At 47.9% G+C, this 26350-nt stretch carries 15 protein-coding genes; 4 read left to right on the forward strand and 11 right to left on the reverse strand.

The features are described 5' to 3' along the window. Nucleotides 1–161 precede the first annotated feature (161 nt). Nucleotides 162–557 carry a DUF4259 domain-containing protein gene (locus KE626_RS15900; RefSeq protein ID WP_211973910.1) on the reverse strand — a complete coding sequence of 132 codons (396 nt, stop codon included), beginning with the start codon at nt 555–557 and terminating at the stop codon, nt 162–164. 77 nt (nt 558–634) lie between these two features. Next, nucleotides 635–4165: a chromosome segregation protein SMC gene (smc, locus tag KE626_RS15905; protein ID WP_211973911.1), complete on the reverse strand. Its 3531-nt coding sequence runs from the start codon at nt 4163–4165 to the stop codon at nt 635–637. 407 nt (nt 4166–4572) lie between these two features. Between smc and KE626_RS15910 the strand changes: the two genes are divergently transcribed. After that, nucleotides 4573–6801 carry an FUSC family protein gene (locus tag KE626_RS15910; RefSeq protein ID WP_211973912.1) on the forward strand — a complete coding sequence of 743 codons (2229 nt, stop codon included), beginning with the start codon at nt 4573–4575 and terminating at the stop codon, nt 6799–6801. 81 nt (nt 6802–6882) lie between these two features. Here KE626_RS15910 and KE626_RS15915 read toward each other — a convergent pair whose 3' ends face one another. Together KE626_RS15915 and bshC are read right to left on the reverse strand one after the other, a co-directional pair. Beyond that, on the reverse strand, nt 6883–9252 hold the full coding sequence (locus tag KE626_RS15915) for an ABC transporter permease (protein WP_211973913.1): 2370 nt from the start codon (nt 9250–9252) through the stop codon (nt 6883–6885). 204 nt (nt 9253–9456) lie between these two features. After that, nucleotides 9457–11052, reverse strand: a complete 1596-nt coding sequence (bshC, locus tag KE626_RS15920) for a bacillithiol biosynthesis cysteine-adding enzyme BshC (protein WP_211973914.1) — start codon at nt 11050–11052, stop codon at nt 9457–9459. A 210-nt stretch (nt 11053–11262) separates the two neighbouring features. Between bshC and KE626_RS15925 the strand changes: the two genes are divergently transcribed. Continuing rightward, nucleotides 11263–12264, forward strand: a complete 1002-nt coding sequence (locus tag KE626_RS15925; RefSeq protein WP_211973915.1) for a glycosyltransferase family 4 protein — start codon at nt 11263–11265, stop codon at nt 12262–12264. Nucleotides 12265–12540: 276 nt separating this feature from the next. Here the strand turns inward: KE626_RS15925 and KE626_RS15930 are convergent, their stop codons facing one another. Genes KE626_RS15930 through KE626_RS15940 form a run of 3 tightly spaced genes read right to left on the reverse strand, consistent with a single transcriptional unit; the run spans nt 12541 to nt 16753 of the window. Beyond that, the gene (locus tag KE626_RS15930; protein ID WP_211973916.1) at nt 12541–14010 is read right to left on the reverse strand and encodes a glycoside hydrolase family 130 protein; all 1470 of its coding nucleotides are present in this window, start codon (nt 14008–14010) and stop codon (nt 12541–12543) included. Nucleotides 14011–14023: 13 nt separating this feature from the next. Further along, nucleotides 14024–15295: a glucose-1-phosphate adenylyltransferase gene (locus KE626_RS15935; protein ID WP_211973917.1), complete on the reverse strand. Its 1272-nt coding sequence runs from the start codon at nt 15293–15295 to the stop codon at nt 14024–14026. A 42-nt stretch (nt 15296–15337) separates the two neighbouring features. Continuing rightward, nucleotides 15338–16753, reverse strand: a complete 1416-nt coding sequence (locus tag KE626_RS15940) for a glycogen synthase (protein ID WP_211973918.1) — start codon at nt 16751–16753, stop codon at nt 15338–15340. A 334-nt stretch (nt 16754–17087) separates the two neighbouring features. On the opposite strand from KE626_RS15940, the gene KE626_RS15945 reads away from it, so the two are divergent. Together KE626_RS15945 and KE626_RS15950 are read left to right on the forward strand one after the other, a co-directional pair. Next, nucleotides 17088–17981, forward strand: coding sequence for a DUF72 domain-containing protein (locus KE626_RS15945; protein ID WP_211973919.1), 894 nt, complete (start codon nt 17088–17090; stop codon nt 17979–17981). 86 nt (nt 17982–18067) lie between these two features. Further along, nucleotides 18068–20995, forward strand: coding sequence for an FAD-binding and (Fe-S)-binding domain-containing protein (locus tag KE626_RS15950; RefSeq protein WP_211973920.1), 2928 nt, complete (start codon nt 18068–18070; stop codon nt 20993–20995). A gap of 229 nt (nt 20996–21224) precedes the next feature. Here the strand turns inward: KE626_RS15950 and KE626_RS15955 are convergent, their stop codons facing one another. From KE626_RS15955 to KE626_RS15970, 4 genes are read right to left on the reverse strand one after another with little or no spacing between them, the layout of a single operon-like run. Next, complete coding sequence (locus KE626_RS15955; protein WP_211973921.1) at nt 21225–21578, reverse strand: TetR family transcriptional regulator C-terminal domain-containing protein; 354 nt, start codon at nt 21576–21578, stop codon at nt 21225–21227. Between the two features lie 20 nt (nt 21579–21598). Further along, nucleotides 21599–21976: a class I SAM-dependent methyltransferase gene (locus KE626_RS15960; protein ID WP_211973922.1), complete on the reverse strand. Its 378-nt coding sequence runs from the start codon at nt 21974–21976 to the stop codon at nt 21599–21601. A gap of 16 nt (nt 21977–21992) precedes the next feature. Next, nucleotides 21993–25166 carry an efflux RND transporter permease subunit gene (locus tag KE626_RS15965; RefSeq protein ID WP_211973923.1) on the reverse strand — a complete coding sequence of 1058 codons (3174 nt, stop codon included), beginning with the start codon at nt 25164–25166 and terminating at the stop codon, nt 21993–21995. Between the two features lie 20 nt (nt 25167–25186). Then, nucleotides 25187–26332: an efflux RND transporter periplasmic adaptor subunit gene (locus KE626_RS15970; RefSeq protein ID WP_211973924.1), complete on the reverse strand. Its 1146-nt coding sequence runs from the start codon at nt 26330–26332 to the stop codon at nt 25187–25189. Between the last annotated feature and the right edge of the window lie 18 nt (nt 26333–26350).

The raw sequence follows: 26350 nt of genomic DNA on the forward strand, positions 1-26350 counted from the left end.
TTCGCTTTCATCTCCCCTAATCTTTTATAATCATGAAATGATCAAATCATTAGAATCATCAAAATCAGTTTAATCCTGCACAAAGACAAAAATCCGAGCAAGACAAAGGCCGTGGTAAGGCATCTGTGCCTACCTTCCGGCTGGTATAAACGTGTTGAAAATTAGTCCAAACGCTTAATCAGGCCTGCCTGCACTGCTGCCCAGGCTTCGCCCTGACCTGCATCTTCCCAGTAGTTCTTCATTTCAGAAGCGGCGAGAATTTTGTTCACCGTAGCGATCGCCTGATTCCTGAGTGCGCGGGTACCGATAAGGTTCAGTACATCCAGCTGATCAAGCGGATCTTCCGGAAAATCTTCGCTGGGACGGCCCACCAGTGCTGAAACCAGTTCTGCAGCTGCCAGTGCCTCTTCGCAATCCGGTATTTCCAGTGTTTCGATGTTGTTGATGATACGGGCTAACGTATCAGCAACCAAGCCACCATCTTTGTTTTCAATCAGGTCAAATATCCAATCCTGTGATCCGTCATTTTCAAAATTCCTGGTGCCCCATGCGCCCATAGTGTTTACGTTTTTTTATTTTTTTAGAATAAAGAATAAAAGTAATCGAATCTTTTTACAACAACCAAACTACTCCCCTAGTTCAAACTTCTGAAATCCACCGGAACCAGCTTACTTACACCCGGCTCCTGCATGGTAACCCCGTAGATAACGTCTACAGCGGCCATTGTTTGCTTGTTATGTGTTACAATAATAAATTGTGAATTATCTGAAAACTTCCGGATCATGTTCGTGAATTTACCCACGTTGGCATCATCCAGTGGTGCATCCACCTCATCCAGGATACAAAATGGGGCCGGCTTAATCAGGTAAATAGCAAACAGCAGCGCCGTAGCGGTCAGTGTTTTTTCTCCACCGGACAACTGCGTAATTGCCGCCGGACGCTTACCTTTTGGCTTGGCAATAATTTCAATACCGGTGTCTGCCAGGTTAGCAGGGTCACTGAGTATCATATCGCACTGATCCTCTTCAGTAAACAAGGCCTTAAATACCCGGATAAAATTCTCTTTTACCTGGTTAAAGGTATCGAGGAACTTCTGGTTAGCGGTTGACTCTACCTCCTGTATAGTGGCCAGCAGCGAATCTTTCGCATTTACCAGGTCTGTTTTCTGTTCGAGGATGAATTCATACCTTTTCTTCATCTCCTGGTAAGCTTCGATGGCAGTAGGGTTAATTTCACCCATGTTCTCCATCCGCTTTTTCAGTCTTTCCGCACTTCCCTGTAATTCATCTACTGATAGTTCAGAGTTGCGTTGTTCATCAATGATTTCATCCAGGTTCACCTTGAACTCTACACTGAGTCTTTCTTTCATCGTGGTAAGCTGTAGTTTCAGCTCATTCACTTTATCCTTGATGGTATTGAGCTGCTGTTCCAGCTGTTCCTTTGCGCGCTGTTTTGTTCTCAGCGTGCTTTCCAACTCCTGCAGATGGTTACGGAAATTATAATATTCCTGGTCTTTTTCATTGAGTGCTTTTTCTTCTTCTTCACGCTGACGGAACAGTTCTACCAGTCCATCGTCGGCGTGACTAAGTTTTTCCACGGCGGCGGCAATATGGCCTACGGCATCTTCCAGTTGTGTTTTATTACTGGTGATCTGTTGGTGTAAATCGGCCAGCTGTTTACGTTTAAATTCCAGTTCCTGTTTCAGCGCCTGCACCTTGCTTTGTTGCCGGGTATGTTGCAGGTTCTGGTTGTTGAACTGCACGGTAGCCATATTAAATTGCTGCTCCGATTCCTGGGCTGTTCTGTCAGCGTCCGCGATGCTGTCCTGCAGCTCGTTGACTCTTTCGTTGAGGCCTTCCAGTTCGTCTTTTACGCCGGAAATACTTTCCTGGTTGGTTTCCAGCGATTGCTGCATTTCCTCGAGACGTTTGTCGCCCGCTTCAATGAGGTGATGGAAGTTTTCAATCCTGTTCTGCAAACCGAACAGCTGATTACTCAGCTGGTTCACTCTTTCCCTGGCAGCATTGATGTTATTTTCGTTCAGCTGGCTGTTGTAGCCCAGTACTTCGTCGTGTTTGTTTTGCAACGCTACTTTCAGCCGGCTTACCACTGCTTCCAGGTCTTTGATCTCCGCTTCGAGCTTCTCCAGGTTTTTAGCCCTTCCGAGCTTTTTGCCTTCGAACAATCCCACAGAACCACCGCTGATATTGTATTTGCCACGATGCATGCGGCCGGACTTCTCCACCAGCAGCATCCTTTCGTCGGCCAGCTGGCTAAATTCCAGGCGGGTAAGATCTTCGCCTATAAATACTTTGCCCAGCAGATGCTGTCCGAGTCCTTTATATTTCTCTTCAATCTCCACTACTTCCAGCGCAGGAATGGTGCCCGGAGGCGCTAATAACGGGGTACTGTCGGTCCGGAACTGATCCAGTATAAAGAAGTTAGCTTTCCCTTTTTTGTTGCTGTCGAGTAACTGTATGGCCTGCACCGCTTCGTGTACATTGTTGACCACGTAGTAGCTCAGGTAAGGCTCTAACAGATTTTCCACGCAGGTGCGGTATTCTTCCTTACAGAAAAATACATCACTCAGGATGGGGGCATTATTATTCCAATCGGGGTTTTTCTTGAGGAATTTGATACTTTCCGGGTAGCCTTCCAAACTGTCTACCAGTGATTTGAGGAGATCGTACTCGTTCTTTTTGGAATCAAGGGTACGGTTTTCATCCACCAGTTTATCACGCAGTCCTTCAATATCGGACTGGGTAGCGAGGATCTTGCCTTTTGTTTCTTCCTGGAAGCGGACCATGTTGTCCAGTTCCGTTTTGCTGCCGGTGAGGGTTTGCTGTAATGCTTCCTTTTCTGTTTCCAGCTGGGCGATCTGCTGTTGCCGGTTTGTTTTTTCTTCCTGCAGCTGTTGTATGCTGCGTTGCAGGTTGAGTACGGAGGTATCGGCAACGGCTACCTTCTTTTCGGCCTCAAACTGTTGACGTTGCCAGCGTTGCTGGTCGTTTCGCAGGGTTTCGAGGGCTTGTTTCTTTTGCTGGAAACGTTCTTTCTTATCCTCCACCATGTCGCGGAGGGTGTCCAGTTCGTCGGCCATAGTTTCGAATACCTCTCCTTCTTCTTCCACCTGTTTCTCGGTAAACTCAATGGAAGTAGTCAATCCCTGCAACTGTCCTTCCGCGTTGCCGAGGAAGTCATTAATATTTTTTTCCCGCTCACGCAGATAGGTCAGTTGCTGCGTGGCGAGATTTTTATCATTTTCTTTGGTACGGATCGTGGAAACCAGTTCGTTAAAAGACTTCTGCATGGTTTGCAGTTCTCTTTCTTTGGCTACGAAATGGAGCTTATCCTGTTCTACTGCGGCTTCTGCGGTAAGGATCTCGGTTTCCAGGGCCAGTTTGCGGTCACTTTCCGCCTGCTGGGTATCCGACAGTTCCTTAAAGGTAATATTGAAGCCTTCGAGGGCCGCCTTTGCCAGTTCTATACTGATGTCGCGGTATTCCTTTTTTACTTCGTAGAAGCGCTCGGCTTTACGGGCCTGGCTTTCCAGGGTTTTGAGGTTGTTATTGATCTCAAACAGGAGATCTTCAATGCGGTTAAGGTCGCCTTCGGTGGCGTCCAGTTTCGATTTAGCTTCCTTTTTACGGGTTTTGTATATAGAGATGCCCGCAGCCTGTTCCAGCATACGGCGACGGCTGTTTTCCTTGTCCTTGATGATATCGTCCACCATTCCCAGCTCGATAATGGCATAGGAATCGGTGCTCACCCCTGTATCCATGAACAGGTTATGAATATCTTTCAGGCGGCAGGCCACGTCGTTGAGACGGTATTCGCTATCCCCGTTCTTATAAAATTTACGTGTAATCGTCACCGTAGTAAACTCGGTGGGTAGTACGTTTTTGGTATTTTCGAAAGTGAGACTAACCTCAGCCATACCGCTGGCGGAGCGGCTTTTGGAGCCATTGAACACAAGGCCGGCCTGGTTGTCGGACCGGAGGTTGCTGATCTTGTGCTCGCCGATAACCCAGCGAATGGAGTCGATGATATTACTTTTGCCGCAACCGTTTGGCCCAATCACACCGGTGATTCCCTCATCAAACTGCAAAACGGTTTTATCCGCAAAACTTTTAAAGCCTTTAATTTCTAGTGTTTTTAAGCGCACGTCGTACTCCGAGGTTTTTTAAGGCGTCAAAGATATAATTTTACCCGAATCAAAAAGTAATTTAAGTGAGATGCAATAATATACAGTAATTATTTATACACAATTACCGCCGGTTTGCGCTTGTTCGCAACATGCCTCAAAAGCCTAATAGATTGGTTATAAATATAGTAAAAAGAACAATTGCAATTAAATTTGCTGTGAGAAAAAATCGATTTTTGTCTTGCCCGGGATTAGACTGAGTTAGATGATTTGCCGGATTTTTTTATCTGACTATAGCGCATATGTTTAATATTATAAATATAATATATACAACTATCATGACAGAAATCAGTTCAATCCCTAAATCAGTTTAATCCCGGGTAAGACAAATTCCGCTTATCTTTGCGCCATCAAAAACCTATTTACGCTTGCGTACAGAACAGCAGATCAATAACGTCAAAAACTTCCTTTATAGTTATCATTTCAGCAACGGTATGCGTACCACCATCAGCGTGGTAGTGCCTTCCCTTGTATTTGCCTGGGCCGGGCTACTGGACCTCGGCATTGCCATGTCGATGGGGGCATTGTGTACGGCGCTCAGCGATGTGCCGGGCACCATCATCCATAAACGAAATGGGTTGATCATCAGTACCATCCTCATCTTCTTCACGGCGCTGGGCACCGGTTTGCTGATACCTTATGCGATCCCCATGGCGTTATGGATTGCAGCCTGCTGTTTTATGTTTGCCATGCTCCTGGTATATGGCAACCGGGGCGGTAATATCGGCACAGGCGCACTGCTGGTAATGGTGTCGATACTGGGCGAAACGCAACTCACCCCGCAACTCACGTTCCTGCATGCTTCCATGGTACTGCTGGGCAGCATCTGGTATGCCGTACTGGCCTTAACCCTGTGGCAGATACGCCCCTATCTCAATGTACAACAGGCATTGGGCGACTGCATCATACAAACCGCCCGCTACCTCGAAGTAAGGGCCAATTTTTATACGCCCGGCGTAAATGTTACGGATAACTACAAAGCAGTACTGGAACAACAGGTGATCGTTAACGAAAAACAGGAAAACGTAAGGGAGCTGCTGCTGAAAAGACGCTCCGCCCAACAAGGTACCACCAGCATCAACAAAAGCATGGTACTGATATTCCTGGATATGGTGGATCTGCAGGAACAGATCATGGCATCCCAGACAGATTACAACGCGCTGCAGGCCGACTTCAAAGACGAGGACATACTGGAGCAGTTTCATGCCCTGATCCTTGAGTTCACGCAGGAGCTCCGGACCATAGGAATGGCCGTGGCAGCAGGACAACGCTCACTCCCCAAAACGAACCTTAAATTTGAAATGGAGAAGGTAAAACAGGCCATCGCAGGTATTACCATGAAGCTCCCTACCCTCAAAGAAAGAACCCGTACCATAACGCTGACCAACATTTTGCAGAACCTGCAGGATATGGCCCAGCGTATCTATAACCTGCACCGGCTTACACGGCTCGAAAGACTCAAAGACGAATCCATCGATCCTAAACTGGAGCTGTCCAAATTTACCACCCGTCAGAAATACGACGTTGAAACGTTCCGGGACAACCTCACTTTCAAGTCGCATATCTTCCGGCACGCCATCCGTGTGAGCCTGGCCACCGTAGCGGGTTACGGACTGGGTATGGCATTGCAGCTGGATCGCATTTACTGGATCCTGCTCACCATTGTGGTGATTTTGAAGCCAGGCTTCGGTTTAACCAAATCCCGCAGCATACAGCGTTTAATCGGTACCGTTACAGGGGCTTTATTTGCGGCAGGTTTACTCTATATTACCCATAACAACACCGTTATATTCATTGTGATGCTGCTGTGCATCCTGGGCGCCTATAGCTTTATGAGCATACAGTATACGCTCAGCGTATTTTTTGTAACACCGTTCGTTATCTTTTTGCTGCATTTCCTGCATCCGTCTGATTTGTACAACCTCGCACAGCGGGTACTGGATACCTTTATCGGCGGAGGCATCGCCTTCTTTGCCAATATGCTGCTGTGGCCCACCTGGGAACATAACTTCCTGCCGGATTACATGAAAAAAATGACGGAAGCCAACCGCCGCTATTTTGAACTCGTGATGCGCGCCTACTCCAATGAACAGGTGTCGGTGACGGATTTTAAACTGGCCAGGAAAGATACCTATGTCGCTTCGGCCAACATGATGTCGGCTTTCCAGCGTATGCTGTCTGAACCCAAAAGCAAACAAAAAAATGCTTCACAGGTATATCACTTTGTGGTGCTGAATCATACCCTTACATCACATACCGCTACCCTCGCCGCATACAACCTGCATCACGGCGTACAGTTTCCCCGGCCTGAATACCGGGAAATTACCGATTACCTGCTGAACTATATGGATCAAATCCTGCTGCTGATAGACCCTGCTACCAGCGAAAATGCAACGATCTCTCCACAGGTGCATGCCTTTGACCGGCTCGATGATCACCTGGAAAGCCTCGTACATAAAAGGCAACTGGAAATCAACGAAGGTCAGGGCCCAACCCCCACCAGGGATGAAATGCTCGAAACCAAACAAGTACACGACCAACTGATGGCCATCCTCTCCCTGGTGAGAGACATGAGCAAGGGGCTGCGGCTCCCGTAATGTGACGGTGATCCGGGTGATCACTGTGATTAACCTGATCAGCGGAGAGAAATGATTATCCTGGTATCTGGAGATAAACGATTACTCTGATCTCAAACTCTTTACCGGGTTAGCCAGCGCCGCTTTAACGGATTGAAAACTGATGGTGATAAAGGTGAGCAACACAATGGCAATACCCGCGGCTACAAATACGCCGGGGCCAATATGGATACTGTAGGCAAAACCATTTAACCATTGACTCGTACTCCACCATGCCAGCGGAAAAGCAATCACTATCGCAATACACACCAGTTTCAGGAAGTCTTTCGACAACAGGATCACAATGGTACTCACAGTAGCGCCCAATACTTTGCGTATGCCGATTTCCTTGTTCCTGCGCTGTGCCGTAAAGGCGGCCAGGCCAAATAAACCGAGACAGGAAATCAGGATAGCAAGACCTGCGAAGTACCTTGAAAGCATAGATACCTGTTGTTCGGCCTTGTATATAGACTGGTAGTTTCTATCGAGGAATTTATAGTCAAAAGAAAATCCCGGGTTAAACCGCTGATACAGTTGCTCCAGGCCGGCAATGGCGTTTTTCTCCTTACCGGTTTGGATCTTAATCATAAACCGGTAAGCCGACGAAGGCTGCAAGAAAAAGAATAACGGCTTCACCTTTTCATGCAACGACTGGAAATGAAAATCCTTCACCACCCCGCCGATCTGCATTTTCGTCCCCCATAGCTCTACCTGCTTACCAAGCGGATCTTTCATGCCCATGAACCGGATAGCCGCTTCATTAAAAATGATCATGGTACTGTCCGCCCCAAAATCACGGGAGAAATCGCGGCCTTCCTTTATTTTTATGTCGAGGGTTTTCAGCATATCATAATCTGCCGGCACCGCTTCAAATTCGGTTTTATCTTTCAGGTCTTTTCCCTGCCAGATAACGCCCGAAGTACCGCTGCTATGCCCCATTAAACTATGGCCCATAGAAGAAGCGCTTACCACGCCCGGTATATTCTTTACCTCTGCGAGGAAGGCGTCCTGCACTTTGTCAACCCCCAGTTTTCCTTCCCTGCTAAATGTAATGATATGATCCCTGTCGTATCCCAGGTTTTTGGTTTGTATAAAACTTATCTGCCGGTAAATTACCAGCACCGCCACAATCAATACGATGGAAAGGGTAAACTGGAAAACCACCAGTCCTTTCCTGACCAGCAGCTCGCCCACCGATCCTTTGAGTTTTCCTTTCAATACCGCCACGGGCTTGAAACCAGAGAGGTAAAGCGCGGGATAACTTCCTGCCACCAGGCCGGTTAACAAGGTGATAATGAGTACCGATAAAATCAGGTTCGCGTTAAGATACCCCAATGAAAGCTGTTTACCGGTAATATTATTAAATGCCGGAAGAATAAACATCACCAATACAATCGCCAGCAGCAGCGACATGAATGCCATCAACATTGATTCGCTGAGGTATTGCATGACGAGTGAACCCCGACTCGCCCCCATTGCTTTTTTCACGCCTACTTCTTTTGCCCTGCCATGTGCTTTTGCCGTAGAGAGGTTCATAAAATTGATACAGGCAATCACCAGTATAAAAATGGCGATCAGCGAAAACAGTCGTACATAGTCTATCCTGCCTCCCACCTGTACGCCGTTCTCGTAGCGGCCATACAGGTATTGATCAGCGTAACGTTTGATGAAGGGGGTGCGATAGGTGATGTCTCCGTTTGATTTACGTTTCAGCAGGTCCGCAATTTTAGCGTTGAACTGATCCGGATTGGCGCCGGGCTTCAGGGTTAAAAAAGCATACAGTCCGGTGTTATTCCAGTTGTCGACGTTGGCCTTCACCCATTTTAGCCGCAGAAGCGGCAATACAAATTCAAACTGATCGGAAGAGTGTTCTCCCGGTGTTTTAAAAACACCGGACACCAGGTATACATCCTCATGCTCCAGTTGCACACTTTTTCCAATCACGTTTTCAGTGGAACCGAACAACCGTTTGGCCAGTACATCAGACACTACTATCGCGTTCTCCTCTGCCAACACCTGGGAGGCATTGCCCTGGAGCAGGTCGTAGGAAAACATCTTAAAAAAATCTTTTCCTGCATATTTACCTTCTGTTCTTATATTCTTGTCGCCGTTAACAGTGAGCGTTCGCTCCGAAGGAGTGGAAGTCATCACCGCATACTCCACCTCCGGCATATCTTTGGCCAGGGCCTCGGCCATAGGCACGGGGGAAGACTTTGCCGTCCACATACCGCTGGCCTGCACGCGGTTTTCCATTACCTGGTAAAGTGTGGCGCCTTTCCGGTGAAATTTATCCATGCTTAGCTCATCGGTAACCCAGATATAGATCAATAAAGCACAGGCAAGACCGGTTGATAAACCGATTAAGTTCAGGAAGCCGAAACGGCGGTCTTTTATCAGGTTGCGCCAGGCAATTTTGAAATAGTTTCCAAACATAGCATATGAGTTGTGCCTTCCGGAAAACAAAGGCAATGCCATGGCCAATTGATACTACATACAAAAAGAATACGTATATATATTATATATAACTTGTTCAGTTTTGATACAATCCCTGTTCGCATGCGAACTACGAAAACGATCAGCAGCCGCCCCATCTATCCGGGTCATCTATATTCCTCTTCGCGCATCAGGCGAATCACATTAATCACACGAATCACAGTCCAGGACTGTGAACTGATCGGTTACCGGGTTAATGGCCGCCAGTACCCTATCAAGGAAAGCTGGTCCCTCTGCGGCATACCAGGGCATAAAGTTCTCTTTCCGCTCCTGTAAAGAGCCTGCTGGGAAGAGTTTATTTTTGAGCTGACGGATCTGGTCCGTTTGCCAGGCAAATTTTTTCTTTTCGGCGCGAAGGAATTTATGTTCCAGTTTACCGACAGATTTCAATGCTTTTTTTCTTTCAGAAGCGGTGGTCGCCATGAGGGTCACATCAATACTCTTTGCCTTTGCTTCCAGTACATCAAACAGTTGGTCTATGGCTGCATATTCATCTTTCAGCACCAGCGAAGCGTTGGTATGTTGTTTCACATAGTCATTAACGATGTCTTCGGTGGTTTTGAAAAGCTCGGTGGTTGTAATCCCGAGTTTTGTCATCCGCTGCCTCGATTGTTCATCTACAAGCAACAATGAATTGCGCAGCAGTAACACCGGGAAAGGCACCTGGTAGTGTGCAAACAGCTGCTGTAACTCCAGCCAGTAGGCGATTTCGCCACCACCGCCAATGAATGCGATATTAGGCAGAATGGTTTCCTGGAACATACCACGCAGGATCACGTTGGGACTGAATTTCTCGGGATGTGCTTCCAGCTCTGCCTCCAACGATGCCGCGGTGAAAGTCAACGGGGTGTGTAATACTTTCCACTGATCGCCCTCCTGTACAATGCGTTCCCGCATACCGTCCTGCAAATAGAACAGGTTTATTTCCCTTGGATTGGCCTGTACTTTATAGTGTACGGACAATTGCTCCAGGGTATTATTCACGATGCCGAAAGATGTTTGGTGAAACAATTCATCCTTTATAACGGGCAAGTATAAACGTTTCAGGGCAGCATTATCCGGTACCAGTACCACGAGGCCATAGCGGCCAAACAGGGCATGTACCAGGTACAATGTTGCGGTTTGTATATTCTGGTGTTCGAGGTAAGTTTTTTGCAGTAATGTCATCAGCTCATCTGCATGTGGCGCGTACCCCAGCGCTTTTTTCACATCGGCCAGCAAAGTTTCCAGTCCTTCGGGCTGCATACGCCCTACAGCGCCCTGCTGGGCGGTATTCCAGGTAAGGGTTTTGCCATCCAGGTAAATACTGCCCAGCTCTTCAATGTCGGCGTCTTCACTGCCCATATAGTATACCGGCACAAAATTATGCTGCGGATACTGCGCTTTCAGGTTAGCACAAAGCTTTATGGTTTGCAATATTTTGTAAGCGAAATAAAGATAGCCTGTGAAGATATTGGGTTGGTGCGCGGTACATACGGTAAATGTGGTGGGTTGCAACAGTGCTGAAATATTATCCTGTACCGCTTTTGTTGGTTCAAGCGCCTCATATTGCTGTTCCAGTGCAGCTACCAGCGCCGCTCTCGGCGTGTCGAACTTCTGCCGTGCCTGCATAGCCGCCGCAAAGTCCGGATGCACAGGAGAATAGGTATAAAATGGTCTTATCTGCGGTTGCTCTGCTAAAAAATCTGTCACCAGCTGGTTAAAATAACCAGTTTTCCCATAAGGAATATACTCCAGCATATTAAGTTGCGAATTACAATTACCAATTATAAAAGGATGCAGTGCCAATACATCGAAATTTTTGAATGTACGAAGTTAGGTAAATAGTTAATTGGTTGATCAGAATATTGGTTAACGGTATCGGATACCGGGAGAAGCTGTTCTTTGGCGCTTGTTTTGACAACACTAAACGGATAAATGGCCGGCAGGTCATCCTAAAAAACGAACTTTATGAAGATAGCGATACTGGCGCCTGTGGCCTGGCGCACCCCTCCCCGGCATTATGGTCCCTGGGAACAGATGGCAGGTAACCTGGCGGAAGGGTTATTGGCGAAGGGTGCTGACGTCACCCTTTTTGCTACCACCGATTCCCTTAGCACCGGGAAGCTGGCTTCCATCTGCGCCAGAGGCTATGCAGAAGACCCCGCTGCCGATGCCAAGGTAAATGAGTGTATGCATATCAGTTATCTTATGGAGCAATCCGGCGACTTCGATATTATCCATAATCATTTCGATTTCCTCCCGCTTACGTATTCGAGGTTGATCAAACCGCCCATGGTAACAACTATCCACGGTTTTTCTTCTCCCAAAATATTACCGGTATACCAGCGGTATAATGATATTGGCAGATACGTATCTATCAGCAACTCCGACCGCCATCCAACGCTGCAATACGCAGCTACCATCTACAATGGGATCCGGACGGCCGACTTTGCCTTTGAGCCTGAGCCGGGCAACTATCTCCTCTATTACGGTCGTATACACCCCGACAAAGGCACGCATGAGGCGATACAAATAGCCCTGCACACCGGCCGGCAACTGGTGATAGCGGGTATTATACAGGATGAAGAATACTATCGTGAAAAGGTAAAACCATTTATAGATGAAGAGCAGATCCGGTATATCGGCGCAGTAGGCGGTCATAAGCGCAGCGATCTGCTGGGTGGCGCCCTGGCGCTTTTACATCCCATCAGCTTTAATGAACCCTTTGGGCTGAGCGTAGCAGAAGCGATGCTCTGCGGCACACCGGTGATTGCCTTCAACCGCGGGGCCATGCCGGAGCTTATAAACGACCGTAAAACCGGTTTCCTGGTAAATGATATTCATGAAGCAGCAGCAGCAGTAGAAGATATTTCCCTGATCGCGCGGCTGGACTGTCATTTACACGCAAAAGAAAAATTCAGCCAGGAAAGAATGGCGGCGCAATATATGGCGTTGTATGAAACGCTTTGAGGGTGTCGGCATTTGATTTTTTTTTCTTGCCCAGGATTTTCGATGATTTTGATGATTTACAGGATTTTTTTTCTTGCCCAGGATTTCCGATGATTTTGATGATTTACAAGATTGTATTTCATAGATTTTATTTTGATTTAAAAAGATTAGCGAAGACATAAGTGGATACTCGCTTATGTCTTCGCTAATCTTTTTAAATCATCAAGAAAAAATCCTGTAAATCATCAAAATCACCGGAAATCCTGGGCAAGAAAAAATCCTGGGCAAGAAAAAAAATCAAATGCCGTCGGCTTTTATCTGTGTAAGCAGCTTCTCAAGGTTTACAGAGGCGAATCCCGACGCATAGTCGGACAGCCCGTAGGGAATAATGAGTTCATCGTTGTGGATCATAGAGCCGCAGGAGTACAGTACGTTGGGAACGTATCCTTCCCGCTCATCCTTGTTGGGCATCAGCAGCGGTTCCCGCAGGCGGCCAATTTCCCGGCCCGGATTTTCCAGGTCGAGCAGGCTGGCCCCGATGCAGTAGGTACGCATGGGTCCTACACCGTGAGTAATGACCAGCCAGCCATCGGGTGTTTCGATAGGCGATCCGCAGTTCCCTACCTGTACAAATTCCCAGGCATATTTTGGTGTATGAAGTATTTGCGGGTTTTCCCAGATATTGATCTTATCGGAGTACATGATGTATCCGTTAATTCCATCTATCCGGGAGATCATTACATATTTACCTTTTATTTTACGGGGAAACAGCGCCAGGTTCTTATTCTGCGCGCCTTCACCGTACAGGGGCATGATCTTGAAATTATAAAAATCTTTTGTTTGCAGCAGCTTAGGCTGAATAGTGATACCGTCGTAGGCCGTATAGGTAGCGTAGTAGGTAACACTGCCGTTTTCACTGGTATACTTTACAAAGCGGGCATCTTCTATCCCCCTGCTTTCAGCATCAGAATAAGGAAAAATCACGCGGTCAGAGAGATCGGTATCCAGCGAGAAGTTCATCTCATAGTAGGAATCTGCCAGCCAGAGCATTCGTTCCAGTCCTTTTTTAAGCAGATGATCTACCTGGAAGCGCTGTTGCATTTCGCGGATCACTTTCTTGAGGGCGAGGTATTCAAACTGGTCGGGTAAACTGCTTTGTATTTCCTGCATCACCGAATCCGGCAGCCTGATAGATACGGCGTTCTGGAAAAAAGTATGTTTCTGGTAGATGGAGTTGCGGATGATCTCGGCCTCGTCGACATAGTTACCGGGAGCGATCAGCGATATTTCATTGTTTTTGTCAATGATACCGGACCTGAAAGCAATGGAGGACACGTGTCCTTCCCCTACCGCGCGAAAGCTCATGATCACCCGCTTCTGCCCTTCTTCCAAACCGCTCTGGTCCACATCTTCAATCAAAGAGGGATTAAAAAAAGCGGCGGATTCAATAGAATATTCGTTGGTGAAATAAGAGCCGGTCAACAATTTTCGTTTAAGCGACAATCCTTCATAGTCGATCTGCAAACCGGGAAACAGGTGACGAAGCCGGTCAGCATGTCTTTCAAAAATCCGCGTGATATTCCTGTGGCGTCGGGAAAATTCTCTGAGTATAGGCATAATCGTTATGTCTACCTCCGGATCGCTCATACCAACAACCTGTTGAATGATAGATTTTGCCCTGGCCTCTCCGTTAAAAAAAAACCTCGCTACTACGCGCTTCAGATCAGGATAAATCTTTGTGGATTTCCGCTCTATTGACAATCGCATGTCTTTCGTTTTGTTAAATACTGAATCCGTCTTCCAGGACAACTCCTTTTTTAACAACAACAATGCCGTCTTTCACCGTATATTTTTCAAAATCGCCGTCAGCCAGGTGTTTGCCGCCATTAATATGTACGCCGTTACCGATGCGGCAGTTTTTATCGATGATGGCGTTATTGATGATACAGTTCTCTCCTATCCCCATGGTGGGCTTACCCTCAGCCTTTGCGTTTCCGATTTCGTCGAGTGTCTGGTAGTAGTCGCTACCCATGATATAGGCGTTGCTGATTTCCGAGCCTTTGCCTATGCGGGTTCGTATACCGACCACTACCCTTTCGAGGCGGTTTGCCATTATAATACAACCGTCGGCAATCATTGTTTTCTCCATGGTACCGGAAATTTTTGCCGGTGGCAGCATCCGGGCCCTGGAGTAGATGGTTTGCGACTCATCAAAGAGGTTAAATAAAGGGATATCATCGGTGAGGCCTATATTGGCTTCAAAGAAGGACTCGATGTTACCAATATCTGTCCAGTAGCCTTCATATTGATAACTATAGATCTTGCGGTGTGCTTCAATAGCCTGTGGGATCAGCTGTTTGCCGAAATCGGCTGCTTCCGGTTGTTCGTTGAGCATATCAAAAAGCACCTGCCTGTTAAAGATGTAGATCCCCATACTGGCCAGGTAAATGCGGCCTTCTTTCTTCATCTCCTCGCTTACTTCTGAGGCCCATGGCGGTAAAACGGCCTGGGAGGGCTTCTCGGTAAAAGATACGATGGCGCCTTTCTCATCTTCCTTTAATATGCCAAAATCGGAGGCATCCTTACCGCTAACGGGGATGGTGGCAATAGATATTTCCGCACCGGTATCAATATGGTGGCGGATCATCTTTTTAAAATCCATCTGGTACAGCTGGTCACCGGATAAAATGAGTACATATTCAAACTCAAAATTCTCCATGTGATGAATACATTGTCGTACCGCATCTGCCGTACCCTGGTACCAGGTGGGGTTGTCGGGGGTTTGTTCTGCCGCCAGGATATCCACGAATCCCTTATCAAAATTGCTGAAGTGATACGTGTTCTTGATATGTTTGTTCAGGGAGGCCGAGTTGAACTGTGTCAGCACAAAGATGCGGTTCAGCTCAGCATTCAAACAATTGGAGATGGGAATATCCACCAGTCTGTATTTACCGGCCAAAGGCACCGCTGGTTTCGAACGGCGACGGGTAAGCGGATACAGGCGGGTGCCGGCCCCTCCTCCGAGAATAATGGATATTACATCGTTTGTCATAATGGGAATTGGTTTTAGAAGTTCATCATGCAATATTCTAATCTATTTCATACTGCTGTACATGTCGACATAGTGTTGCGCAGAGCTGCCCCAGGAATGATCAATGTTCATGCCTTTTAAACGGACTTCTTCCAGGTGTGCGGTATCCTGGAATAGTTCAACAGCACGTTTTACGGAGTAACAAACATCCCATACGCTGGCCTGGTCGAAGCGGATACCTACGCCATCCTTATCTCCAAAGTCGATAACGGTATCTTTCAGTCCGCCGGTACTGCGTACCATCGGAACGGTTCCATAACGAAGGGCATACATCTGGTTAAGCCCGCAGGGCTCTACCCTGGATGGCATCAGCAAAAAATCGCTGCCGGCATAAATAAGGTGGGATAACGATTCATCATACCCGATATGCACATTGAAACCATAGCTCACTACCTGGCGGGTTTGCTGCAATGCCCACTCAATATGTGGTTCCCCACTCCCCAGAACGAGGAAGTTTACTTCTCCCGGCAGTTCATGCAGGGAGCGCCCTATGATTTCGGGTAACAAGTCGGCGCCCTTATCCCCCACCAGCCTGCCTATAAAAGAAATAAGCGGCAAAGAAGCATCCAGGCCGAAACGCTCACAAAGCGCCAGCTTATTGGCTTTTTTGCCTGCATCAGCGGTATCTGTATCGTAGTTCTGAGGCAGCATATGATCCGACTCAGGGTCCCATACCAGTGTATCAATACCATTGAGGATACCCACCATTTTTGATTTTTCCTGGCTGATCAGGCTTTCCAGGCCGTTCGCATTAACAAACAGTTCTTCCAGGTAGCCCGGCGACACGGTAGTAACCCGCCAGGCGCATTTTATAGCGGATGCCAGCGGGTTGATAGCCCCGCCCCAGTCCAGCAAACCGGATTTCCACAGGTCAAATGAAGGGATCAGGTAAAGCTTATCCCATCCAAACTGGCCCTGGTATTGTGCATTGTGGATAGTCAGCACGGAAGTAATATCTTTTAAACGGGCATATTTATATCCAAAATTCATCAGGAATGGCACCAACCCCGTGTGGTGGTCGTGGCAATGGATCACATCCGGCTGATGCGCCCATTCGTTGACCCAGTCCAGCACGGCTACCTGGAAAGCCAGGAAACGTTCTGTATCATTATAATAGCCATATACGCCCGGGGTATCCAGCAAACCGGGAATATCTACGAGGTAGAGGTCAAAACCCAGTTCATTACTGCGTTCCTTTAATACATTGAAATGATACCAGTCGTGCCCCAGCCACATACCAGCCTGGTGTACCACATCAAATTCATGGGTGTGGTAGTATTTGGTCCGGTAGGCCGGAATCACCACTTTGGCAAAATTGCCCAGCTGATGCTGGTATTTGGGCAATGCCCCCACCACGTCACCTAGTCCGCCTACCTTGGCTACCGGATAACATTCCGCGCTAATGTGTAAAATCTCCATGCTGAATAATTGATTAATCTTTATTAAGTTAACTTGGAAAAATAAGAAAACAAAGGGGGAGCCGGAATTTATTTTAGCGCGGATTTTGTCTGGCCCAGGATTAAACTGATTTTGATGATTTAAAGGATTTTTACAGGATGATTTTAAAAGATTTTAAGAGATATAAGCGGATAAAAAATCATTTATATCTCCCGAAATCTTTTAAAATCATCCTTAATCACTATAAAAAAATCCTCTAAATCATCAAAATCAGTTTAATCCTGGGCCAGACAAAATCCGCGGGGTATATTTGTACCGGTTATCGTCATGTGTTCATCCTCTAAAAGTACATGCTATGGATTTCGGTCGCGTTCCAACTCCTGAACTATCGGACATTGATTTTAAACTACCCGCAGAGCCCCTGTTTAATAAAAAGATCCTCAAGGGTAAACCCGTAAAGAAGCCACTGGCCTATCTTGGCTGTGCAAAATGGGGACGCAAGGAATGGATCGGGAAAATTTATCCCAAAGGCACTAAAGAGGCCAATTTCCTGGGCGAATATGTGAAACACTTTAACAGCATTGAATTAAATGCTACCCACTACCAGATCTACGGTCCGTCTACCATCTCCAAATGGGATGAAAAGGCAGCAGGAATGGATTTCAAATTTTGCCCGAAAGTACCGCAAAGCATCAGTCATTTCAGTAACCTGATCAGCGCGGGCGATAAAACCACCTCCTTCCTGGAAGGCGTACTGGCATTCGGTTCCCACCTGGGACCCATTTTTTTACAAATGAGTGATAAATACAGTCCGGCCAAACGGGAATACCTATACGAATACCTGGCCTCGCTGCCGAAAGACCTGCAGTTTTTTGTGGAACTGCGGCATAAAGACTGGTATGAAGATGAAGCCATCCGCATGGAGCTGTTTAACAAGCTCCGGGAACTCAATGTGGGCATCATCATCACCGATACCGCCGGCAGAAGGGACATGGCCCATATGTACCTCACCATCCCGAAAATATTTATACGCTTTGTGGGCAACAGCCTGCATCCCACCGACTATACCCGGATCGACGATTGGGCCAACCGCATCAAATACTGGCTGGATAACGGTTTGAAAGAAGTTTACTTCTTTATGCATATGCACGATGAGGCCAAATCCCCGGAGCTGGCGGTATACCTGGTTGATAAGATGGAAGCCGTTTGCGGAATACAGGTAAAAAAGCCCCAATTTGTAAAAGAATAGTGCTTTTTTTTACGATTACATTACAAGGCATGAAAAAGCCGGACTGAAATATTAATTTCGCCCCTTCAAAACCGGTATATACCATGATGCGCGACAAGCTAGAGCAATTGGCCCAGAAAATGGAAGGCAAGCTTTATACAGACGATACCATGCGGACACTTTATGCCACCGATGCCTCGGCATACCGTGAAATGCCGCTGGCAGTAGCTATCCCGCAGCATATCGACGATCTGAAGACACTGATCAGCTTTGCGCGTGAAAATAAAACCTCCCTGATCCCCCGGACCGCCGGCACCTCCCTCGCAGGGCAGGTAGTGGGCAACGGGATCATTACCGACGTATCCCGCACCTTCACCAATATCCTGGAATTAAATAAAGAAGAAGGCTGGGTACGCGTACAGCCGGGCGTAATCCGCGATGAACTCAATATGTTCCTGAAACCACACGGATTATACTTCGGCCCGGAAACCTCCACCGCCAACCGCGCCATGATAGGCGGTATGGTGGGCAACAACTCCTGCGGCTCCAATTCCGTGGTATACGGCAGCACCCGCGAACACCTGCTGGAAGTAAAAGCGCTGCTGAGCAACGGCGAAGAAGTGACCTTTGGCAGTATAGACGCAGAAACCTTCCACCAGAAATGCGAAGGCCCCGATACCCTGGAAACAAAACTGTACCGCCAGATCCGCAGCAGTCTGAGTAACCACAGCTACCAGGAAGAAATCAGGAAAGAGTTTCCCAAAAAAAGCATTCCCCGCCGCAATACCGGCTACGCCGTAGATATGCTGCTGGATACCAGCCCCTTCACCGCCGGTACGGAAGACTTCAACTTCTGTAAGCTCATTGCCGGTTCTGAAGGCACCCTGGCCTTTCTTACAGAAATAAAACTGCATGTAGATCCCCTTCCTCCAAAAGAAACAGGTCTGCTCTGCATTCACTTTAATAATATAGATGAGTCACTCCGCGCCAACATCCTGGTTATGGAATATAAACCCAGCGCCAGCGAACTGATAGACCACTATATCCTCGAGTGCACCAAAGACAATATAGAACAAAGTAAAAACCGTTTCTTCGTACAGGGCGACCCCGGCGCCATCCTGGTAGTGGAATTTTGCCGCAATACCCGCGAGGAAGTAAAGGAAATAGCAGGCAGGCTGGAAGCCACGCTCCGCGCCGCCGGACTGGGTTACCACTTCCCGCTTCTTTTCGGGGAAGACAGCAAAAAGATCTGGGCGCTCCGTAAAGCAGGTCTGGGCCTGCTCAGCAACCTGCCCGGCGACGAAAAAGCCGTACCGGTGATCGAGGATACCGCCGTGGCAGTAGAAGACCTGCCCGATTTTATCCGGGACTTCAACGATATTCTGAAACAATACAATCTCTACGCAGTACACTATGCGCACGCCGGCAGCGGAGAAATCCACCTGCGTCCTATCATCAACCTGAAAACGGAAGAAGGCAATTTGCTGTTCCGCAAAATTGCAGAAGAAATTGCCACCCTCGTTAAAAAATACCACGGCTCCCTCAGCGGGGAACATGGCGACGGCAGGTTGCGCGGAGAATTTATCAAACAGATGGTGGGCGATAAAAACTACGAACTGCTGCGCCAGATTAAATATACCTGGGATCCGGAAAATATTTTTAATCCCAACAAAATCGTCGACACACCATCGATGAACAGCATGTTGCGCTACGAGCCCGGACAAAAGGCGCCCAACATACAAACCATTTTTCATTTCCCGGAACAAACCATGTTGCAACATGCCGAACAATGCAACGGCTCGGGCGACTGCCGCAAAACACAACTCAGCGGCGGCACCATGTGTCCCAGCTATATGGCTACACGCAACGAAAAAGATACCACCCGTGCCAGGGCCAATATTCTTCGTGAATTCCTGACACACAGCAACAAGGAAAACCGCTTTGACCATAAAGAAATTTACGAGGTACTGGACCTCTGCCTGGCCTGCAAAGGCTGCAAATCAGAATGTCCTTCCAACGTGGATATGGCCAAACTGAAAATGGAATTCCTGCAGCACTACTACGACGCCAACGGCGTTCCGCTGAGGGCAAAAATGATCGGGAACTACTCCAAATTGTCGGCCCTGGCAGCCATTGCACCAGGTGTATACAATGCCATGATCAACAACTCCTTTACCGGTGGTATTATCCGTCAGTTCTCCGGCTTTGCCGCCAAACGCTCCTTGCCGGGACTGCACAACATCACCCTGAAAAAATGGTTCAGCCAAAAATGGCCCGGAGAAAAACAGGGGGCTGCCGGCGATAAAAAAGTATATCTTTTCTGCGACGAATTCACCAACTATAACGACACCAGCATTGGCATCAAAGCGGTAAAACTATTGCACCGCCTGGGTTACGACGTTCAAATGATCGAACATCCGGAAAGCGCCCGCGCTTATATGTCGAAAGGATTATTGCGTAAAGCACGCGAATTCGCGGAAAAGAATGTTCGTATATTCAGCAACGTTATTAATGAAAATGTTCCTTTACTCGGCATAGAACCGTCTGCTATCCTGAGTTTCCGCGATGAATATCCCGACCTGGTGCGGGAAGGTTTGCGTGCCCAGGCTAAAACGCTGGCCAAACATGTGTACCTGATAGATGAGTTCCTCGCCATGGAAGCAGACAAAGGTCATATCACCGCAGCACAGTTTACCAGCGACAAACAACATATTAAACTGCACGGACATTGCCAGCAAAAAGCCCTGTCATCAGCCCTGCATAGCAAAAAGATGCTGTCGCTCCCGCAGAACTACACCGTAGAGGTAATCCCTTCCGGCTGTTGCGGAATGGCGGGTTCGTTTGGCTATGAGAAGGAACACTACGACCTGAGCATGCAGATTGGCGAAATGGTGTTATTCCCGGCGGTACGCAATGCAGCTGAAGGCACTATCATAGCAGCTCCCGGCACCAGCTGCCGCCACCAGGTGAAAGACGGAACAGGCGTGAAAGCGCTGCATCCGGTGGAGGTACTGTACTTAGCTATTAGCCACTAGCTTTTAGCTTTTAGTAAATGCAGCGTATGTTGTCTTGCCCAGGATTTTTTCTTGCCCAGGATTAGACTGATTTTGATGATTAATAGGATTATATTTTACAGGATTTAAAAAGATTAGCGAAGATAAAAGCGGGTATTTGCTTTTGTCTTCGCTAATCTTTTTAAAATCATCAAAGAAAAAATCCTATTAATCATCAAAATCAGTCTAATCCTGGGCAAGAAAAAATCCGTTATACGCGTCCTGAGTAAACCTTCGTTTCATAATGAAACTTCACCATTCCCTGTTCCTGGTTTTTCTCAAACAGGTCCTCCAGTGCTTTCATCATGGAATCATACGAGGGGTGGCCTTTTTCGGGTACATAAGAAGAAGAGAGCAGTCGTCCCTTAAGGGCGGAAAAATCGAAGATCTGCGCATTTTGAAATGATTTTTCCTTCATGGTACCAGGCTGAAAAAATCCGGCTAACTGTGACGGCCCTACGTTTCTGTGCTGCATATCTTTATAGTCGATGGCATACTGATGCAGTAGCCTTTCGTAGCCTTTTTCGAAGGGAAGTTCTGCCTGCCGCACGTTCCACATCAACACCACATCCGTGTTTTTACGGCCTATGCGCCTGATTCTGCTGCGGTGGCAGCCTGATCAAACCAGTGGAAGGCGGTTCCTGCTACAATGAGGTCCACAGCTGCTGCGGGCAAAGTGGTATGTTCTGCGGATCCGGCCACGGCGGTAAAATTGGGATAGCGCTGCAGCAGTTGCTGCGCCATTTCCCTCATTTCCCTGTTAGGTTCCACGGCGTATACTTTGTTGCCGTTATCAAGAAAAGGTTGGGCAGAAATACCTGTACCGGCGCCGATATCGGCTACTACCCCATCGCGGGTTAAGCCTGTTTCGGCCGCCAGATAAGGAATAATGGCCACAGGATAATGTGGCCGGTATTTTACATAGTTATCTACCCTTGAGCTAAAGCGTTCCGTATTTTTCATCGTAATGAAGTTAGGGTTATTCTCCCAAACCTTTTGGTCTTTTATCTTCACTACCATGTGCCTCCAGGTCGGCCAGTTTCTTCTTACCATAAGCCATTTTGGTGATGAGCACATACAATACGGGAACGGTGAAGATACCCAGCAATGTGGCCGCCAGCATACCTCCAACTACGGTAAAGCCTATATTAACACGGGAAGCGGCGCCCGCCCCCTGCGCAAGGCATAAAGGCAATACGCCCAATATGAAGGCAAAGGAAGTCATGAGGATTGGACGCAAACGCAGCTTTACGGCTTCGAGGGTGGCATCGAGCAACGGCATGCCCCTGTCTACACGTTCTTTACAGAACTCAACGATCAGGATGGCATTTTTCGCGGCCAAACCGATCAGGGTGATCAACCCGATCTGTGAGTATACGCTGTTGGCCTGTTTAGTGAGCGACAAGGCCAATATGGACCCGAATAATGCAATGGGTACCGCCAGCAATACAGAGAACGGCACCGACCAGCTTTCGTATAAAGCAGTGAGCAACAGGAATACAAACAGGATAGACAAACCAAATATCAGCACACTACTGTTACCCGCTTCTATTTCCTGCAAGGATACATTGGCCCACTCGTAACCAAAGTTTTCAGGAAGCACTTTCGCGGCTACGTCTTTCAGCGCATTGATGGCATCACCACTGCTGTAACCTGTTTTACTGTCGCCATCAATTTCAACAGAGCGATACAGGTTAAAGTGGTTGATTACCGGCGCTCCCGCTGATTTCTTTGTGGTGATGAGCGCGCTGAGCGGCACCATCTGACCGGTATTATTCCTGACGTAATAGGTATTCAGGTTGTTGATGCTGGTGCGATACAGGGAATCGGCCTGTAATACCACGCGGAAGCTGCGGCTGAACTTTGTAAAGTCGTTGACATACAATCCGCCGAGAAAAGTCTGCAACGCACTGAACACATCGCTAACGGCTACACCGAGTTGTTTACATTTATCGCGGTCTACATCCACATTAAACTGCGGGGTATTGGCGCTGAAGAAAGCATATGCCCTGGCTATTTCCGGGCGTTGGTTGGCAGCCATCAGGAACTGTCCCATTACCTGCAGGAACTGGTTAATATCGGGATTACTGCGTTGCTCCAATATAAAGGAGAAACCACCCGAAGTACCCAACCCGCGCAGGGTGGGAGCAGGAATACAAATGATATTGGCGCCGATAATGTGGCTGGTGGCCATTTGTATGCGGCCCAGCACAGCGTTTATGTTGTCGCCGTGCTTATAGCGCTCATCCCAGGGTTTAAGACTCACGAAAAAGGTACCGGAGTTAGGTTTGGTGGCGTTGGCCACGAAGTTGATACCGGTAATACCGAAGAAGTGGATCACCGCGCTGTCTTTCGTGAGAATTTCACTGATCTGGGCCACCACTTCCTTTGTTCTTTCTGTGGAAGATGCTTCAGGCAATTCCAATGCGATAAAGAGGGCGCCCATGTCTTCCTGGGGTACAAAAGTAGTAGGGGTTTTCTTAAAGAGATAAAATGCTGCAACAAAGAGCACCCCCATGATAATCAATACTGCAGGCGTTTTTCGGATACAGAACATTACGCCTTTTCCATACCTGTTGGTAAAGCGGGTAAACCATTCATTGAATTTGAAAAATATTTTGTTGAGGCCATGGGATTTTTTTGTGAGATGCGCAGGCCTCAATAAGATAGCTGTTAATGCGGGCGTAAAAGTCAACGCGAGGAAAGCGGACAACAACACCGAAAATGCGATCGTTAACGCAAACTGCTGATAGAGGCGGCCGCTCACACCGGGAATAAACGCTACCGGCACAAACACCGCCGCGAGGATGAGGGCAATGGCAATTACCGGTCCCTGTACCTCCGACATGGCCTTGAAAGTAGCATCCCTGGGCGACATGAGGTCCGCATCGATATGGTGCTGCACCGCTTCCACCACCACAATAGCATCATCCACCACTATACCGATGGCCAGTACAAAGCCGAACAGGGTGAGCGTGTTGATAGAGAATCCCAGCAGCTGGAAGAATATAAACGTTCCGATAAGGGAAATGGGAATTACCAATATTGGAATCAGGGTAGCACGCCAGTTCTGCAGGAATACGAATACCACGATTACCACCAGGATCAATGCCTCCACGAATGTTTGTACCACTTCTTCGATGGAGATCTTCACAAAGGATGTAGTTTCAAATGGCACCAGCCAGTTCACATCTTCCGGAAAATTCTTTGCCATTTCCTTCATCTTGGCCATTACCCGGTCATTTACATTGAGAGCGTTGGCGCCGGGCGACAGGTAAATGGCCATACCGCTACCGGTTTTACCATCGGCTTTTGCTTCGATAGCGTAGGTAAAAGAGCCAAGGTTAATACGGGCTACATCTCTCAGGCGAACCAGGCTGCCATTTTTACTGGTAGCTATCACCACATTACCGAATTCTTCCGAAGTAGCCAACCTGCCTCTCACGCTCACGGTATATTCAAAAGCCTGTGAATGACTCATAGGAGGTGCGCCAACGCTACCGGCAGGCACCTGTTTATTTTGTTCCGTAATCGCTGCGGCGATATCACCGGCGGTCAAACCGAGAGCCGCCATCTTATCAGGGTTAAGCCATATACGCATACTATAATCCTGGGAGAAGGCGTTCACATCGCCCACGCCGACGATACGGGCTAATTCCGGTTTCAGGTAGATGTTGAGATAGTTATCAAGAAACTCCCGCGAGTGTTTTCCTTTGGGAGAATTCAGGGCTATTACCATCAACATATCATTGGACCTTTTTTTCACGGTAACGCCTACACGCCTTACCTCATCGGGCGTGCTGGGCAGCGCCAGGCTCACCCTGTTTTGCACGTCGAGCGTGGAGATATCCGGATTGGTGCCGAGGTTAAAGGTTACCGTAATACTCATGGAGCCGTCGTTGGCGCTAACGGACTGTATGTACATGGCTCCGGGTGTACCGTTTACCTGGTTTTCTATCGGCGTGGTAACGGTTTCTTCCACGGTAGTGGAGTTGGCGCCTACATAGCTGGCCCTTACATCGGTTACCGGTGGTGCAATATCCGGCAGCTGTGCGATGGGCAGGTTAAACATACAGATGAGCCCTACAATCACAATGATGATAGCAATTACGATGGTAGTATTCTTGCGCTCGATAAATGTTTTTGAGATCATACTGTGATGGTGATTTATTATTAGTGTTTTCCTGGCGCTGCTCCTGCTCCTGTTCCTGGTCCCGCAATGTTCACGGTGTCTCCAGGTTTTACGCGTTGTATACCTTCCACCACTATCCGGTCGCCGGCTTTCAGACCGTCATTCACGAGCTGCATGGTATCTGTAACGGCGCCCGGCACAATATCCCGGGATCCGATCACATTATCTTTACTGATGGTATATACGCTGGTTTCCGACAGGTTCTGGATAATTGCCTTGGCAGGAATGGCGAGCTGTGTGGCAGGCGTGCCGTACTGCATCACTACTACCACGCTCATACCTGATTTCAGCATGCCGTCCTTGTTCTGGAACACGAGCCGCACACGCACCGTACCTGTTTGGGCATCGACCATGTTATTGATGGTCAGCACCTTTCCTGCTTCTCCGTAGCGGGTGCCGTCTCCAAACTGTATCAGGAATTTTTCGTCACCCTGTCCTTTCTGGATACGCAGAAATTCCGGCAGGCGTGCCTGTGGAATATCCATGTCGGCGAACATGGGATGTTCGTTCACGATGGTATTGATGAGCGTTTGACCTGCATTAACGATATCTCCGACTTTGATTTGTACGATACCTATTTTACCGGTTACCGGGGCTTTCACCACGGCGTGGTTTACATCTGTCCCCGCCCTTGCTACAGAAGCTTTGGCGGCTGCCAGGTTAGCCTGGGAAGTCATCATGGCGGTGTAGGCCTGGTCTACCGTTTGTTTGGAGATGGCATCATGTTCCAGCAGCGACTTATATCTTTCATAATCACGTTGTTTCTGGGCAAGGTCGGCTTCCGCCTGTTGCTGGGAGGCGGCCACCTGTCCGTATGCGGCTGCAGCGCGGCTCCGGTCTATATCATACAGTGGCTGTCCTTTGGTTACATTGCTGCCATCGGGTACCCTGATAGCTTCCAGGTAGCCTGAAACATCCGGGCGGAGTTCCACTATATCATGGGCTTGTAAGGTAGCCGGAAATTTTTCTGACACGGTATAAACGGCGGGAACTACCTCTGCCGCTACCACCGTAGCTTTCATCTTCCCCATCATACCGGCCTGTTGCTGTTTTTTACTATTGCCACAGGCTACACAGAGTATCATTCCTGCCACGTAAAAGGTCCGCTTGTAATTTATTAGATACATATGAGAAATTAATTGCGA

Origin of the sequence: Chitinophaga hostae (genome assembly GCF_018224885.1) — a bacterium.
GTDB classification, from domain to species: domain Bacteria; phylum Bacteroidota; class Bacteroidia; order Chitinophagales; family Chitinophagaceae; genus Chitinophaga; species Chitinophaga hostae.